This is a genomic window from Pseudomonas sp. P9_35 (genome assembly GCF_034008205.1).
Classification (GTDB): Bacteria; Pseudomonadota; Gammaproteobacteria; order Pseudomonadales; family Pseudomonadaceae; genus Aquipseudomonas; species Aquipseudomonas kilonensis.
Genome location: NZ_CP125373.1, coordinates 4,903,801 through 4,919,396, shown reverse-complemented (window position 1 = coordinate 4,919,396; position 15,596 = coordinate 4,903,801). Strand labels below are relative to the sequence as shown.

The following is a 15,596-nucleotide window of genomic DNA, read 5'->3' as shown; positions in this document are numbered from 1 at the left end:
ATATCTCGATTCAAGCCACCTGAAACCTGTCAGACATTACAGGTGGTGAATATCAATCAAGGGTTATCGGAACGGCTTTGAGGCAAAAGCCTTTGATAATCATGGTTTTTTTCTATGCGCATGAGACCGCGAGCAAAAGCGCAAGAACGGATGACGGGAAGGGCGCGGCGCTGCGAGTTCTGTGCACGACCCGGAAAAACTGTGGGAGCGAGCTTGCTCGCGAAGGCGGCGGCACAGTCAACATCACTACAAGCTGACCTACCGCTATCGCGAGCAAGCCCCTCTTTGATGAGTGCTTCGCACTCAAGCGGGAGCAAGCTCCCTCGCCATGGATTCAATCAATCCTTAAATGAGCAAGACCGAAACGCCTCATTTAAATTTGCATTCCGCCAACCCCGGGTATATACACGCACCATGCTTCCTTCCCAATGTCTGTGCATCAACCTGCGTCGTGCCGCCCGTGGCGTCAGCAGGTATTACGACGGCGCCCTCGACGGCTTCGGGATCAACGTCGCCCAGTATTCTTTGCTGAGCAACCTGGCGCGCCTGGACCAGCCGAGTATTTCTTCCCTGGCCGAGGCCATGGGCCTGGACCGCAGCACCCTGGGGCGTAACCTGCGGGTGCTGGAAGGCGAGGGGCTGGTGGCGCTGGCCGAGGGTGACGACCTGCGCAACCGCATTGTCGTGCTCACTGAAACGGGGCAGGCCCGGCTGGCGGCGGCGTTGCCGGCCTGGGAAGCGGCGCAGCAGAAACTGATCGATAAGCTGGGCGCGGAAAAGCGCGCGACTTTGCTAGCCTTGCTGGATGAACTGGCGTGAAGCCGGTTCGTTCGATGATAAGTGGGTATATACCCGCGACTGGAGAACAAGAATGACCTCGATGTGGCGTACCTGTGGTTGGGTCCTGGTGGGCAGCGCGCTGATCCTGGCGTTGTCCCTGGGCGTGCGGCATGGCTTCGGCCTGTTCCTGGCGCCCATGAGTAGCGAGTTCGGCTGGGGCCGCGAGGTGTTCGCCTTTGCCATTGCCTTGCAGAACCTGATCTGGGGCCTGGCGCAGCCGTTCACCGGTGCGCTGGCCGACCGCTTCGGTGCGGCGAAAGTGGTGCTGATCGGTGGCGTGCTGTACGCGCTGGGCCTGGTGTTCATGGGCATGGCCGACTCGCCATGGTCCTTGTCGTTGAGCGCGGGCCTTTTGATTGGCATCGGCCTGTCGGGCACGTCGTTCTCGGTGATTCTGGGGGTGGTCGGACGGGCCGTGCCGCCGGAAAAACGCAGCATGGGCATGGGTATCGCCAGTGCCGCCGGATCCTTCGGCCAGTTCGCCATGCTGCCCGGTACGCTGGGGCTGATCGGCTGGCTCGGTTGGTCGGCGGCGTTGTTGGTGCTGGGGTTGCTGGTGGCGTTGATCGTGCCGTTGGTGAGCATGCTCAAGGACGCGCCGTTGCCAGTCGCCGGCCATGAGCAAACCCTGGGCGAAGCCTTGCGCGAGGCGTGCAGTCACTCCGGGTTCTGGCTGCTGGCGGTGGGCTTTTTTGTCTGCGGGTTCCAAGTGGTGTTCATTGGTGTGCATTTGCCGGCGTACCTGGTGGACCAGCACCTGCCCGCCAGCGTCGGCACCACCGTGCTGGCCCTGGTCGGATTGTTCAATATCTTCGGCACCTATACCGCCGGCTGGCTGGGCGGGCGCATGTCCAAGCCGCGCCTGCTGACCGGGTTGTACCTGGTGCGGGCGGTGGTGATCGGTTTGTTCCTGTGGCTACCGGTGACGACCACGACGGCGTACCTGTTTGGCATGGCGATGGGCTTGCTGTGGCTGTCGACCGTGCCGTTGACCAACGGCACCGTGGCGACCCTGTTTGGTGTACGAAATCTCTCGATGTTGGGTGGGATCGTGTTCCTGTTCCACCAGTTGGGTTCTTTCCTCGGTGGTTGGTTGGGCGGGGTGGTGTACGACCGCACCGGAAGCTACGACTTGATCTGGCAGGTGTCGATCCTGCTCAGCCTATTGGCGGCGGCGTTGAACTGGCCAGTACGTGAACGTCCGGTGGCGCGCCTGCAAGTCCAGGCCGGCGCAGCATGAGTCGCGTCGCCCCGTGGTTGATCGCTGCCGGTGCCGGCCTGCTGCTGGCGTTCGCCTGGTGGGGCTGGCATCAGGGCGGGCTGGCCTTGATGCAGCTGGGCATGGGCAACTGCTGAATAATGGACGGCATCGGACGCTGCGAGTAACGTCGTGGTCTGACGTGCTTTTAAGGAAAATTGACATGTTGATGCGCTGGTTTGCTGTTCCCACCCTATTGCTGGCTGTGACCGGGCAAGTCTGGGCCGCCGGTTGCCCACCGTTGCTGGAGGGGTCGTTGCCCAAGCTGCGGGCCAAGGAAACCATTGATTTGTGCCAGCGCTTCGCCGGCAAGCCGCTGGTGGTGGTCAACACTGCCAGCTTCTGTGGGTTCGCCCCGCAGTTCAAAGGCCTTGAGGCGCTCAATCAGCGCTACAAGGACCAAGGGCTGCAAGTGCTGGGTGTGCCGTCCAATGACTTCAAGCAGGAGTCCAAGGATGGTGCTGAAACCGCCAAGGTCTGCTACGTCAATTACGGTGTGACCTTCACCATGACCGAACCACAACCGGTGCGCGGCGCGGATGCGATACCGCTGTTCAAGCACTTGGCCGAACAATCCGGCGCGCCGAAATGGAATTTCTACAAGTACGTGGTGGACCGCCAGGGCAAGGTCGTTGGCAGTTTTTCCAGCCGGATCAAGCCTGACGATCCCGATTTCATCAAGGCGGTAGAGACGGCCATTGCCTCAAAACCCTGATCGCCGCCCACGAAAAAGCCCCGCCTCTTTGCAGAGTGCGGGGCTTTTTTTCGCTTCAGGTGGCGAGTGGTTCAGGTTCGCCGTGAAACATCAGAAGCGGTAGGTTGCACCGACACCGAAACCGTTGGCGCTGTTTTCATATTTGGCGTTGTAGGACTGGCCGAGGGCGTTGCTGCCGCTGACGTTGACTTTTTCTTCCTTGAGGTAGGAATAAGCCACGTCGATGGTCAGGTCGTCGGTTGGGCTCCAGCCGGCACCGAGGCTGAAGATGGTCCGGTCGCCAGTAGGGATGCGTGGCGAGCGGTCGGCGTTGTTGGTTGGCGCCTGGTCGAAAGACAGGCCTGTACGCAGTACCCACTGTTTGTTCAACTGGTAGGAAGTACCGATGGCGTAGGCCCAGGTGTCGTGCCAGTTTTGCTCTTCGGTGATGTTGGTGAAGAAGTTGGGAGCCAGGGGGCCAGTCACACCTTCATTGTTCACGGTGATTTCTTTCAGGCGGCTCCAGCGAGTCCAGGTGCTACCGGCGTAGACGGTCCAGGCATCGTTGATTTGCTGGGTGACCGAAAAGTCCACCGATTCAGGAGTCGTGATATCCAGCGAGGCATCGTAGCGACCGCTGTCGAGCAGGAAGGCAGGTGTGCCGGCTCCCGGATTTACCTCAGTGTGGCCTTCGAGTTTGTACTTGACCTTGGAGTGGTAGGTCAGACCAACGCGAGTAGTGTCGGTCGCCTGGACCAGCACGCCGATATTGTAGCCATAGCCAATGTCGTCGCCCTTGATCTTCACGTCGCCGTCATTAGGCGACAGTGGTGTGGTCAGGGTCGATTCCAGGGAGCCGGAAATACGGTTGATGGTCGGGCCGAAACCGATCGATACCTTGTCGTTGAAGGCATAGCTGACGGTTGGCTGGAACGTGACGACCTTCACTTCGCTCTTGCTGCCGAAGTTGCCGCCCTGGAAGCCATTTTCATAGTCGGTGATCAAGCCGAACGGTGCGTAGACACCCAGGCCGAACGCCCACTGATCATCGATAGGCTTGACGTAATAGCCCATCGGAACACCGGTCAGCGGGACCATGTCGCCCTTGTTGGTGCCGGACTGGGTGCCGCTGGCATCGTCGATATCGGTGGAGGCATCAATGGCGGCGAAGCCACCGGTGACTTGCTGGCGCTTGAGGCGCGACATGCCGGCAGGGTTGCCAAACACGGTACTGGCGTCATCGGCAGCGGAAGAACGACCTGCGAAACCAGTGCCCATGCCACTGATGCTTTGTTCGTTCAAGGCAAAGCCACTGGCGAAAAGTTGGGTGGATGCCAAGGTCACGGCAAGGCCAAGGGTGGTTTTGAGCATGATTTTTTTCATTGTTAGAACTCCTGATGATCACCGGGGCGAAAATTACCAACATTTTCGTGCAAGCGCTATAGCCCTTATCGCTTGATTTAGAGGGGTTTTGTAGGACAATCCGACCAGATTCGCGACCGTTGCAGGAAGTTTCCAAATTTCCCATCAGCAAGCGACCTGATTCAGTGGTGAAACACAGCTTCGCCAGGCGCAGGTGAAATCTCGCAGGCGCCCTTGGGGGTGAAAGGTTTGTCGCCAGATGCGGGCCATGCCAAGCAGGTCATCGGATTCGGGAAGCGGAGTGTTCTGTTCCTCCACCAGCAGCCAGGCAATGGCGGTGGCATAGCGCAGGTTGACGGTCAATTCCAGGTGCGGGCCGCTGAGAAAGGCGTGCTGGCTGGCCAGGCCGCGTACCAGGCTGGCACGTTCCGGGTCCAGCGCCAGGTAATGGTCCCAGAGTGCCTGGTGTCGGGGCTCGGTAATGCGATACAGGCCATGCCCGCGGCGATCATGCAGGGCTGAACCCAGGGCGGACTGGCTGGCGGCAATACCCAGCAACAAGGATTCCGCAGTTGCGCTGTGACGCTCAAGGTAGAGGAGCGTCGGGCGGATCACATATCGACACAGTTCGCTGGCAGCGATACCCATAAAACCCTCGAAGTGTGAAATGGGCGGAGCCTGAAGAGTGTGGGCTTGGCAGCGGTGGATCGGTCCAGGCCCCGCCGGAAGCGGATCATGCCGCTTGACTTGAAGTGTAGTGTCATATTTACGTTGTAAAGGACTGTTTTTAAAACATCTTCAACGAACGGTTATAACTGTTATATCCCTTGGTACTTACGCCGTTTCGCTTAATCGAGGAATTCCAGGCAATAAAAAACCCCGCTTTTTGGGCGGGGCCTTTGGGGTTTCAGCCTTTCTGGCGTCTCAGGCAACCAGTGCCTGGCGGGTACGCTCGATCACGGCCTGCAGCGGTTCGGCGCTGGAGTACTGATCGGGGTACAGGCGTTCGCTGTGACGGGCGATGCCGTGTTCGTTGACTAGGGTGAAGCTGAAGCAGCCTTTGCGAGCGGCCATGATCAGGCAGTTCATCGGGGCAAAAGCGTTGGTTAGGGTGCGGATAGCATCCTGTGCGTGGATTTGAGTAGACATGTTATGGGTGTTCCTACAAATGACACGGTTAAGAACCGTGCAACGTTAAAACGTTCCAGTAACGTCGACCACCATTGGTCGAACGAAGAACCCGACTGGAACAAAGCAGCCAGTTTGAGCGCTATATAAAGTGCGCGCTTGGGCTGGCAGGTAGGTACTTAGGAGGGCAGGCAACACATCGAGGGCAAAGGTTCTGGGCCCGGGGTGAAGATCCTGATCAATTTTGCAGGTTGGTTCGGTCAGAGTAATTAGCCTGGCAACACCCTTTGCATTCGATCAAAGGCTATGTTGACGCAAGGTTTACCTGGAAACCATCGAGGGGGCCGGTCTCCTTTTTTCGGTGAGGCGTCCTTTGAAGGATGGCTGACCGTGGAGATGTGTTCGACCCGGAATTGACTTTCAGCTTGGTACTAACGCTGCGGATACTAACGGATCGAGCTTGTGAAGGGAAGGGCGTTGGTTAAAAAATATTCAAGTAGGGCCTAACCCTGATGCCGACTAGTTAAGAGAACAGCCTAGTAATATTCTCGTGGCGAGGGAGCTTGCTCCCGCTGGGCTGCGTAGCAGCCCCAAAACAGGGCCGCTTCGCGCCCCAGCGGGAGCAAGCTCCCTCGCCACGGGTTATCCCCAGGTTTTACCGCCAGATGCGCCAAAAAAGCACAGCGTTATAACCCATTCGGCTGTTACTTGTGCACACTCGCTGCACCACGTGTCACTGTACTGTCATGTCGAAACAATCCGGGGTGGGTGCCTGCATCCAAAATTTAAGTCAATGAAAAACATCGCTTTTTTTTACTGGTGAAAAAATCGTCAGTTTGAGCGCAGGCCCCGTTCCACAGGGCTTTGCGCGAGTTCAGGGTGGGTTGTCCACTGAGTTATCCACAGCTTCTGTGGATTGTCCCAAGCGCTTGCTCTAGCACGGGCGTGCTGGTTTTTTTCGGCTTTACCCCTACGAAAAAAGGAGTAGAGTGGCGCGCCTTCCGATCTATCCCACAGTGTTTTATGAAGTTTCGCTCCGTATCAAATCCTGTTACCTCCACACCCCATGGTGTTACCCCACCCAAGCGTATTTCGATGCGGGTGGCCGAGTGGCTGCTCGACAGCCCGCGACTGGGAGATAGCCCCAGCGTCAAGCACCTGGCCGGCCGTTTACTCAAGCAACCGGCCCGTGAAGGCGTGGTGGCCGCACAAAGTCGCCTCGGACAATTGATGTGCCGTGAATGCGGCAACGCCCGGGATCGCCGCATCGGCCAGGACCTGCTGCGCCAGGCTGCGCGGGCCGGCGATGATCGAGCCCGCCGGGCCCTCGGTGAAATCAAAGGCTGAAAACGAAGACCGAGCTGGGCAACCCCCGGCCGCTTGGTTAACCTTCGGGCTTTATTTGATCGGCAGGAATTGTCATGGCTATGGATTTGACCAGCCTGTTGTTTGGCCTGGCGGGCGCTGCGGTGCCGTTGCTGGCACTGGCCTGGCACCTGCAACGCCAGGCCGGCGCTGCGCAGACCGAACAGGCCCTGCTGGAAGAACGCCTGGCCACTGCGCACATGGCCCACGACGGCCTCAATGCCCAGCTCGATGCCTGCCGCGATGAGATCAGCGACCTGAGCCAGGCCAACGCCGCCAAGCAAGCCGAGCTTGCCGCGGCCTGTCGTGAAGTCGAGTTGTTGCAGATCGAGCGCGACAACGCCCGGGATGCGGCCCACGCCTGGAACCTCGAGCGCGCCAACAAGGAAGCGGAACTGCGGCGGCTCGATGCCCAGGCGGCGTCGTTGCATGCCGAACTGCGTGAGCAGCAGGAAAGCCATCAGCAACGCCTGGATGATCTGCAAGGTTCGCGCGACGAGTTGCGGGCACAGTTCGCCGAGCTTGCCGGAAAAATCTTCGATGAGCGTGAGCAGCGTTTCGCCGAGACCAGCCACCAGCGCCTGGGTCAGTTGCTCGATCCGCTGAAGGAGCGCATCCAGTCCTTTGAAAAACGCGTCGAAGAAAGTTATCAGGCCGAGGCCCGGGAACGTTTTTCCCTGGGCAAGGAGCTGGAGCGCTTGCAACAGCTGAACCTGCGCTTGAGCGACGAGGCCACCAACCTCACTCGGGCACTCAAGGGCCAGAAGACCCAGGGCAACTGGGGCGAGCTGATTCTGGAGCGAGTGCTCGAACATGCCGGCCTGGAGAAGGGCCGCGAGTATCAGACCCAGGTCAGCCTCAAGGGCCCGGACGGTGAGCGTTTCCAGCCGGACGTGTTGATTTACCTGCCTGGCGACAAGCAGGTGGTGGTCGACTCCAAGGTCAGCCTCACGGCCTATCAGCAATATGTGGCCGCCGAAGATGACGCCATTGGCCAACTCGCCCTCAAGCAACATGTGGTGTCGTTGCGCGCCCACGTCAAAGGCTTGGCCGGCAAGGACTACAAACGCCTGGACGGTTTGCACAGCCTGGATTTCGTGTTGTTGTTCGTGCCGATCGAAGCGGCGTTTTCCGCCGCCCTGCAAGCCGAGCCGAACCTGTTCCAGGAAGCTTTCGACCGCAACATCGTGATCGTCAGCCCGACCACATTACTGGCGACCCTACGGGTGATCGACAGCTTGTGGAAGCAGGAGCGCCAGAGCCAGAACGCCCGGGAAATCGCCGAGCGGGCCGGGTGGCTGTATGACAAGTTCGTCTTGTTCATCCAGGACCTGGACGAGATTGGCAGTCGCTTGCAGCAGCTGGACAAAGCCTACAGTGCTGCGCGCAACAAGCTGACGGAAGGGCGCGGCAATCTGATCAGCCGCAGCGAACAGCTCAAACTGCTCGGCGCTCGGGCCAGCAAGAGCTTGCCCAGCGAATTGCTCGAACGGGCGATGACCGATGCGGATGGGCTGCCTGAGTTGCCGGAAGAAGCCAGCGAGAAAACCCAGGGCTGAAGCAGATCCCAAGGCTGAAGCGGAACCCTGTGGCGAGGGAGCTTGCTCCCGCTGGGCTGCGCAGCGGCCCCTTTTTTTGTGAGTGCTGCGCACTCAAGCGGGAGCAAGCTCCCTCGCCACAGGGTGAACAGTGTGTCCATAGAGGGCACGCTGTGCTCACGGGGACACATCATTACAACGGCAAATGCCGACTCAACAACGCCCGCAACGCCGCCGGCTTCACCGGCTTGGCCAGGTAATCCAGGCCTGCGGCATGCACCTGGGCGACCATCTCAGGTCGGCCGTCGGCGCTGATTACCACACCGGGAATCGGTTCCCCCATGCGCGTGCGCAACCAGGCCATCAGTTCGGTGCCGGTCTCGCCGTCGTCCAGATGAAAATCCACCAGCGCCAGTTGCGGTCGACCGCCCTGGGCCAGCCAACGCTCGCATTCTTCCCGGTTGCGCGCCGTCCACACCTGGCAACCCCAGCGTGTCAGCAGGCTGTTCATGCCGATCAGGATGCTGTCTTCGTTGTCGACACACAGCACCTGGGCACCGATTGGCAAATGACCGTTGAGTTCAGCCGCGGGGCTCGGTGCGACGACCTGTGTATGGGCCAAGGGGACGCTGACGCTGAACACGCTGCCACGCCCCGGCCAGGAGCGCACGCGCAAGGTATGGCCCAGCACGCGGCAGAGCCCGTCGGCGATGGCCAGACCCAGGCCCAGGCCTTTTTCGGCGCGGGTCTGGTGGCTGTCCAGGCGTTTGAACTCTTCGAAAATGACCTGCAGCTTATCCTCGGCGATGCCCGGCCCGCGATCCCAGACCTCCAGGCACAACTCGCCGTTGCGCCGACGTACCCCCAACAGCACCGGGCCCTTGGCGTAGCGGAAGGCGTTGGTGAGGAAGTTCTGCAAAACCCGCCGCAACAACTTGATGTCGCTGTCGACCCGCAGCCGCGAGCCCCGCATTCGGAATTTCAGGCCTTGTTCCTGGGCCTGTGCCGTGAACTCGGCGCCCAAGGTGTCGAACAACTCGTTGAGGACGAACGGCTTGCGGTCGGGGTTGATCTTGCCGTTTTCCAGGCGGGAGATGTCCAGCAGGTCGGTGATCAGGTCTTCAGCGGAACGCAGCGAACTGTCCAGATGCTGCACCAGTTGCCGGGCCTCGCTCGGCAAACCCTCGTGCTGGTGGGACAGCGCGGCAGAGAACAGCCGCGCGGCGTTGAGCGGTTGCATCAGGTCGTGGCTGACCGCCGCCAGGAACCGGGTCTTGGATTGATAGGCCGCTTCGGCGGTGCTCTTGGCTTCGGTCAGGGCCAGGTTCAGTTGTGACAATTCCCGGGTGCGATCGGCCACCCGTTGCTCCAGCCCCTCGTTGGCTTCGGTCAGCGCTTGTGCGGCCTCGCGGAACGCGGTGATGTCGGTGAAACTCATGACGAAACCGCCACCGGGCATCGGGTTGCCGATCAGCTCGATCACCCGGCCGTTGGGGAACAATCGTTCAGAGGTATGAGCGCGGCCCTGGCGCATCCAGTGCAGGCGTCGGGCGACGTGGACTTCGGCTTCGCCTGGGCCGCAGAGACCACGCTCGGCGTTGTAGCGGATGATATCGGCAATGGGCCGGCCGACACTGATCAAGCCGTCCGGATACTTGAACAGTTCCAGGTAGCGACGATTCCAGGCCACCAGCCTGAGGGACTGGTCGACCACGCTGACGCCCTGGCTGATGTTCTCGATGGCGCCTTGCAGCAGGGCACGGTTGAACTGCAGCACTTCTGAGGCTTCGTCTGCGATCCGGACGACGTCTTCGAGCTGCATCTCCCGACCTTCAATGGCGGCTTTTACCACAGCCCTTGTCGAAGAGGCCCCGAGTACACCGGCCAGCAGGCGCTCGGTGTGGGCGATCCATTCGCTGTCGGCGTTCTGGGTCGGGTTGAAGCCTTTGCCCTGGCGGTAGGCAAAGCGAATGAAACTCTGCCGCGCCCGCTCCTCGCCGACGAAGCGCGCGGCCAGTTGCAACAGGTCTTCGATGTGCACCGCCAGCATTGAGCGGGGGTTGGGGCGGGCGCTGATTTCCTGGCCGATGAAGCGTCCGGCCTGCCAGTGTTCCGAGACGCGTGTGCGCGAGAGCACGGACACCCAGGCAAACAGCGTGAAGTTACCGGCCAGGGACAGGACCACCCCTTGGGTCAGAGGGGTAATCGGCAGGTTCAATGGATTGCCGTGCAACCAGGCCAAGCCCGGGAAGCTGCTGAGCGACCAGCCAAGGCTGTGAGCGGCGATCGGTAACACCAGGGTGTAGAACCACAGGAAAATCCCCATGGCGAGGCCGGCGAATACACCGCGGCGGTTGGCCTGTTTCCAGTACAGCGCGCCGAGCATGGCCGGGGCCAGTTGGGTCACGGCGGCGAAGGCGATCTGGCCGATGGTTGCCAGGCTCGCCGTCGAGCCCAGCAGGCGGTAGCTGACATAGGCCAGCAACAGGATCACCACGATGCTCACCCGACGCACCGACAGCATCCACTGGCGAAACACTTCGAAAGGCCGCTCGGCGTTGTTGCGGCGCAGCAGCCACGGTAACAGCATGTCGTTGGAGACCATGGTGGACAGCGCCACGCTGGCCACGATCACCATGCCGGTAGCCGCCGAGGCGCCGCCAATGAACGCCAGCAACGCCAGGGCCGGATGGGCCTGGGCCAGCGGCAGGCTGATGACGAACGAATCTGGCAGTACCGAGCTGGGCAGCATCATTTGCCCGGCGAGGGCGATGGGCACCACGAACAGCGCGGCCAGGGCCAGGTAGGCGGGGAACACCCACTTGGCCAGGCGCAGGTCCTGAGGCTCGATGTTCTCCACCACGGTCACGTGGAACTGCCGCGGCAAGCAGATGATCGCCATCATCGCCACCCCGGTCTGCACTACCATGGATGGCCAGTTGATGGTTTCTTTCCAGTATTGCTCCAGCCGTGGGGCGAGCATGGCCTGGTTGAACAGGTCGTCGAAGCCGTCGTACAGGCCGTACGTCACGAATGCACCGACCGCCAGGAAGGCGAACAGCTTGACCAGGGATTCGAAGGCAATCGCCAGCACCATGCCACGGTGGTGTTCGGTGGCGTCCAGGTTGCGGGTACCGAATACGATGGTGAACAGTGCCAGGATCAGCGAGACGATCAGCGCGGTGTCCTGGGCGCGGGTGCCCATGGCATCGGCGCCGGCACCGATCAACAGGTTCACCCCGAGCACGATGCCCTTGAGCTGCAAGGCGATGTACGGCAGCACGCCGACCAGGCAGATCAGCGCGACCACCACTGCCAGGGATTGGGACTTGCCATAGCGGGCGGCGATGAAGTCGGCGATGGAGGTGATGTTCTCCTGTTTGCTGATCATCACCATTTTCTGCAGGACCCACGGCGCCAGCACCAGCAGCAGGATCGGCCCGAGGTAGATCGGCAGGAATGCCCAGAGCTGTTCGGCGGCCTGGCCGACGGCGCCAAAGAACGTCCAGCTGGTGCAATACACCGCCAGCGACAGGCTGTAGACCCAGGCCCGCACCCGTGGCGGCAACGGTGTGCTGCGCCGGTCGCCGTAGAAGGCGATGGCGAACATGATGGCCATATAGGCCAAGGCGACAACGGCGATCAGCCCGCTGGACAGCGACATGGAAACTCCCGGACAGAGACACCGGGACTTGAGCCCGGCAGGACAGTCTCGCATGCCCGCTCGGGTTCGTCAGTGTCGACCAAGGTCGAGGCGTGGTGGGGTGTCGCAGGCGGGGGGATTCTTGGGTTATGCAGGGGTTTTGCTGGCCTCATCGCGAGCAAGCTCGCTCCCTCACTGTGTCTTGGGCGAGCATAAATTTTGTATTCGCAGCAGATCAAGTGTGGGAGCGAGCTTGCTCGCGATGGCGGCCTACTGAGCCAACGCAATATCCACCAACCGATACAACTCCCCAACCTCAAGTGGCGCGGTAGCAAAGAGGATGCGAAACACCGTCGGCGCCACGATCACATTGATCAGCCGTTCGACGCCTGGATTGGGCTCATCGGGGTAGCGCTCCAGAATGATCTGCAACTGACGGCTGATGATCCCCACGCAATACCCCGGCGTGGCGCAGGCCTGGATGTCGCGCATCATGTTGCGACCGGGCTCGGAACTCATTTCGTCCAGGTACTGTTCGGCCCAGGCGAGCAGGTCGCCGCGCAGGCTGCTGGTGTTGGCAGGTTCGCTGTCGGGGCGCAAACGAGCGATGGCGACGTCGGCCAGCAACGCCGGCAGATCACCCCAGCGTCGGTAGATGGTGGACGGCGTCACCCCGGCACGCGCAGCGATTTGCGGCACGGTCAGGGTCGCGCGGTCCTGCTCTTGCAGCAGGTCGCGGACCGCCGAATGAATCGACTCTTGGACCCGGGCGCTTCTACCGCCTGGGCGTAAACCTTCTTTAATTGCCATGCGTCAGACCTTAACACAAAGAATTTGCTTTAAGCGCACACCGGTAGCACACTCCACAAAAGCAAAAAATTAGCTTTTGCGAATACTCCTGTGGAGCGTGCCCATGTCCCGTCCAGCTTCGACCCGCGCCAGCCTGATATTCCTGGCGCTCACCTTGCTCGGTTTTCTCGCCGCGTCCAGCGCGCCGACGCCGTTGTACCACCTCTACCAGGAACAATTGCAATTTTCCCCGGCCGTCCTGACGCTGATTTTCGGTGTGTACGCGTTCAGTCTGTTGGCGGCCTTGCTGACCGTGGGATCGCTGTCGGATTACCTGGGCCGCAAACCGGTGATCTTCGCGGCATTGTTGCTCAATATGCTGGCGATGCTGCTGTTCATCAGCGCCGACAGCGTTGCCTGGTTGATCAGTGCCCGGTTGATCCAGGGATTTGCCACCGGCATGGCCACCAGCGTGCTGGGGGCTGCCTTGCTGGATTTCGACCGTCGCCAAGGCCCATTGATCACCAGTGTCGCGCCGCTGTTGGGCATGGCGTGCGGGGCGCTGGGCTGTGGCCTGCTGGCTGAGTTCGCGCCCTTGCCCTTGCAACTGACGTACTGGCTGCTGTTGGGCTTGTTCCTGGCCCAGGCCGTTTACCTCTGGCGCCTGGCGGAAAGCGTCAGCCCGCAACCCGGTGCCTGGCAGTCCCTGCGGCCAACCCTGCATGTGCCGCCCCAGGCGCGGCAAGCCTTGTGGCGGGTCTTGCCGCTGGACCTGGCGGCCTGGGCCGTGGGCGGTTTCTACCTGTCACTGGCACCGTCCCTGGTGCGGGCGGCAACCGGATCGACCTCCAACCTGATCGGTGGCGCGCTGGTGGCGGTGTTGACCCTCAGCGGCGCGTTATCCATCTACCTGTTGCGCAACCAAGGTGCAGACAAAATGTTGCGCCTGTCCGCGAGCTTGCTGGTGATTGGCCTGGCATTGGTGCTGGCGGCGGTGCATGGCGCTAGCTTGCCATTGTTCTTCATTGGCACGCTGGTCACCGGTGGCGGCTTTGGCGCAGGATTCCTGGGGGCGCTGCGCAGCATCATGCCGCTGGCCTTGCCCCACGAACGGGCCGGTTTGATGTCGGCGTTCTATGTCCTCAGTTACCTGGCCTTCAGCCTGCCGTCGCTGCTGGCGGGGAACCTGACGCGAGTGTTCGGATTGATCCCGACCACCGATGGCTATGGCGCGGTGTTGATTGTGCTGTGTGTCGCTGCGCTGTTGGGGTTACGTCAATCCATGAGACCGGTCAGCGATGGCGCGCGGCCTTGAAACCAAGGGTGCAGGCGCCGCTGGCAGTGGGTTAGTCTTGGCGCCTCGGTCTTTTTTTCGGACGATCTCTTGAAAATCATTCGCAGCAAATCCTTCATCGGGGACCGCGCCTGGGCGGCGCTGGATATCGCCAACATGAATGGCATCACCACGCGCCTGCACTGGACCGACCAGCCGTACAAATGGCACATCAACGACGGCGAGGAAGTCTTCGTGGTGCTCGATGGGCAAGTGCGGATGTGCTATCGGGAAGAGGGTGTCGAAAAGGAGACCTTGCTGGGGGCCGGGGACATTTTTTACGCCTCGGTGGGCACCGAACATGTGGCCAGGCCCTTGGGCGAAGCGAGAATCCTGGTGATCGAGACCGAAGGCAGCGTCTGATAATTATCTGTGAAATCGATAACATATAGAGAAATTACCCGTTATATAGATATTCGATCCGGCTCTAGCATGGCTCCACCTCATCCGAGGACAGGAGTTCGCCATGACATGCTGCGCTGCAAAAAACCGCTTGCGTCCATTGAGCCATTTGCCCAGGCCGCTGGAGGCCATTCGCCAATTCACGCCTAACTGGTTTGCCGTGGTCATGGGCACCGGAGTGCTGGCGCTGGCCTTGGCGCAATGGCCTGGGAATGTGCCGGGCCTGCGCCTCTTGGGTGAGGGTTTGTGGTTGTTCAACACGCTGTTGTTCGTGGTGTTCGCCCTCCTGTACACGGCCCGTTGGGTGCTGTTCTTCGACGAAGCGCGACGGATTTTCGGCCATTCAACGGTCTCGATGTTTTTCGGCACCATTCCCATGGGGCTGGCGACCATCATCAACGGCTTTTTGGTATTTGGGCTGCCGCGCTGGGGGGAGGGCGTGGTGGCGGTGACAGAGGCGTTATGGTGGATCGACGTGGTCATGTCGCTGGCCTGTGGTGTGCTGATCCCGTTCTTGATGTTCACCCGCCAGGAACACCGCATCGACCAGATGACCGCCGTGTGGCTCTTGCCGGTGGTGGCTGCCGAAGTCGCGGCGGCCAGTGGCGGGCTGTTGGCGCCGCATCTGGCCGACGCTCATGGGCAACTGGTCATGCTGGTGACCAGCTTCGTGCTCTGGGCCTTTTCCCTGCCGGTGGCGTTCAGCATCCTGACGATTTTGCTGTTGCGCATGGCGCTGCACAAACTGCCTCACGAAAACATGGCCGCCTCGAGCTGGCTGGCCCTCGGCCCGATCGGCACCGGCGCCCTGGGCATGTTGCTGCTGGGCAACGATGCCCCGCTGATTTTTGCCGCCAATGGCCTGCCCGGCGTGGGCGAAATCGCCGCCGGGTTGGGCCTGGTGGCCGGTATCACGCTGTGGGGGTTGGGGTTGTGGTGGATGTTGATGGCACTGCTGATCACCGCGCGCTACCTGCGCGCAGGCATTCCCTTCAACCTCGGCTGGTGGGGCTTTACCTTTCCCCTGGGCGTATACGCGCTGACCACGCTGAAGCTTGCGGACCTGCTGGGCCTGGGTTTTTTCAGCGTGTTCGGGGCTGTGCTGGTGGCGATGCTGGTGGTGATGTGGCTGATCGTCGGGCGGCGTACGGTGCAGGGCGCCTGGCACGGTGAGTTGTTTGTGTCGCCCTGTATTGCAGGGCTGGCGAAATAATCGCTAAAGACAGGTAATGTGTGGCCTGGAT

Annotated in this window: 13 protein-coding genes; 8 read left to right on the top strand and 5 right to left on the bottom strand. The window is 61.0% G+C overall.

The genetic code is table 11. The annotated features are described in order from the left end of the window. Positions 1 to 414: 414 nt before the first annotated feature. The 3 genes from QMK47_RS21720 to QMK47_RS21710 all read left to right on the top strand — a co-directional run bounded on the left by QMK47_RS21720 (position 415) and on the right by QMK47_RS21710 (position 2,813). Entirely contained in the window at positions 415 to 819 is a 405-nt protein-coding gene (locus QMK47_RS21720) for a MarR family winged helix-turn-helix transcriptional regulator (protein ID WP_003204618.1), read from the top strand. Positions 820 to 871: 52 nt separating this feature from the next. After that, entirely contained in the window at positions 872 to 2,080 is a 1,209-nt protein-coding gene (locus QMK47_RS21715) for an MFS transporter (protein WP_214509591.1), read from the top strand. Positions 2,081 to 2,261: 181 nt separating this feature from the next. Then, positions 2,262 to 2,813: a glutathione peroxidase gene (locus QMK47_RS21710; protein WP_258689110.1), complete on the top strand. Its 552-nt coding sequence runs from the start codon at positions 2,262 to 2,264 to the stop codon at positions 2,811 to 2,813. A gap of 90 nt (positions 2,814 to 2,903) precedes the next feature. Here QMK47_RS21710 and QMK47_RS21705 read toward each other — a convergent pair whose 3' ends face one another. The 3 genes from QMK47_RS21705 to QMK47_RS21695 form a co-directional block, all read right to left on the bottom strand. Continuing rightward, entirely contained in the window at positions 2,904 to 4,175 is a 1,272-nt protein-coding gene (locus tag QMK47_RS21705) for an OmpP1/FadL family transporter (RefSeq protein ID WP_214509593.1), read from the bottom strand. Positions 4,176 to 4,319: 144 nt separating this feature from the next. Beyond that, positions 4,320 to 4,802: a hypothetical protein gene (locus tag QMK47_RS21700; protein ID WP_258689109.1), complete on the bottom strand. Its 483-nt coding sequence runs from the start codon at positions 4,800 to 4,802 to the stop codon at positions 4,320 to 4,322. A 276-nt stretch (positions 4,803 to 5,078) separates the two neighbouring features. Then, complete coding sequence (locus QMK47_RS21695) at positions 5,079 to 5,303, bottom strand: hypothetical protein (protein ID WP_003204606.1); 225 nt, start codon at positions 5,301 to 5,303, stop codon at positions 5,079 to 5,081. A gap of 1,002 nt (positions 5,304 to 6,305) precedes the next feature. Between QMK47_RS21695 and QMK47_RS21690 the strand changes: the two genes are divergently transcribed. Both QMK47_RS21690 and rmuC read left to right on the top strand, forming a co-directional pair. After that, on the top strand, positions 6,306 to 6,629 hold the full coding sequence (locus QMK47_RS21690) for a sel1 repeat family protein (protein WP_253477151.1): 324 nt from the start codon (positions 6,306 to 6,308) through the stop codon (positions 6,627 to 6,629). Between the two features lie 188 nt (positions 6,630 to 6,817). Then, positions 6,818 to 8,206, top strand: a complete 1,389-nt coding sequence (rmuC, locus tag QMK47_RS21685) for a DNA recombination protein RmuC (RefSeq protein ID WP_162493988.1) — start codon at positions 6,818 to 6,820, stop codon at positions 8,204 to 8,206. A gap of 172 nt (positions 8,207 to 8,378) precedes the next feature. Here the strand turns inward: rmuC and QMK47_RS21680 are convergent, their stop codons facing one another. Together QMK47_RS21680 and QMK47_RS21675 are read right to left on the bottom strand one after the other, a co-directional pair. Beyond that, positions 8,379 to 11,849 carry a PAS domain-containing hybrid sensor histidine kinase/response regulator gene (locus QMK47_RS21680; RefSeq protein ID WP_258689108.1) on the bottom strand — a complete coding sequence of 1,157 codons (3,471 nt, stop codon included), beginning with the start codon at positions 11,847 to 11,849 and terminating at the stop codon, positions 8,379 to 8,381. 249 nt (positions 11,850 to 12,098) lie between these two features. Continuing rightward, positions 12,099 to 12,638, bottom strand: a complete 540-nt coding sequence (locus tag QMK47_RS21675; RefSeq protein ID WP_258689107.1) for a TetR/AcrR family transcriptional regulator — start codon at positions 12,636 to 12,638, stop codon at positions 12,099 to 12,101. Between the two features lie 103 nt (positions 12,639 to 12,741). Between QMK47_RS21675 and QMK47_RS21670 the strand changes: the two genes are divergently transcribed. The 3 genes from QMK47_RS21670 to QMK47_RS21660 all read left to right on the top strand — a co-directional run bounded on the left by QMK47_RS21670 (position 12,742) and on the right by QMK47_RS21660 (position 15,565). Next, entirely contained in the window at positions 12,742 to 13,932 is a 1,191-nt protein-coding gene (locus QMK47_RS21670; protein WP_258689106.1) for an MFS transporter, read from the top strand. Between the two features lie 69 nt (positions 13,933 to 14,001). Continuing rightward, the gene (locus QMK47_RS21665) at positions 14,002 to 14,313 is read left to right on the top strand and encodes a cupin domain-containing protein (RefSeq protein ID WP_320389311.1); all 312 of its coding nucleotides are present in this window, start codon (positions 14,002 to 14,004) and stop codon (positions 14,311 to 14,313) included. 103 nt (positions 14,314 to 14,416) lie between these two features. Beyond that, complete coding sequence (locus tag QMK47_RS21660) at positions 14,417 to 15,565, top strand: TDT family transporter (protein ID WP_320389310.1); 1,149 nt, start codon at positions 14,417 to 14,419, stop codon at positions 15,563 to 15,565. The last annotated feature ends 31 nt before the right edge of the window (positions 15,566 to 15,596 follow it).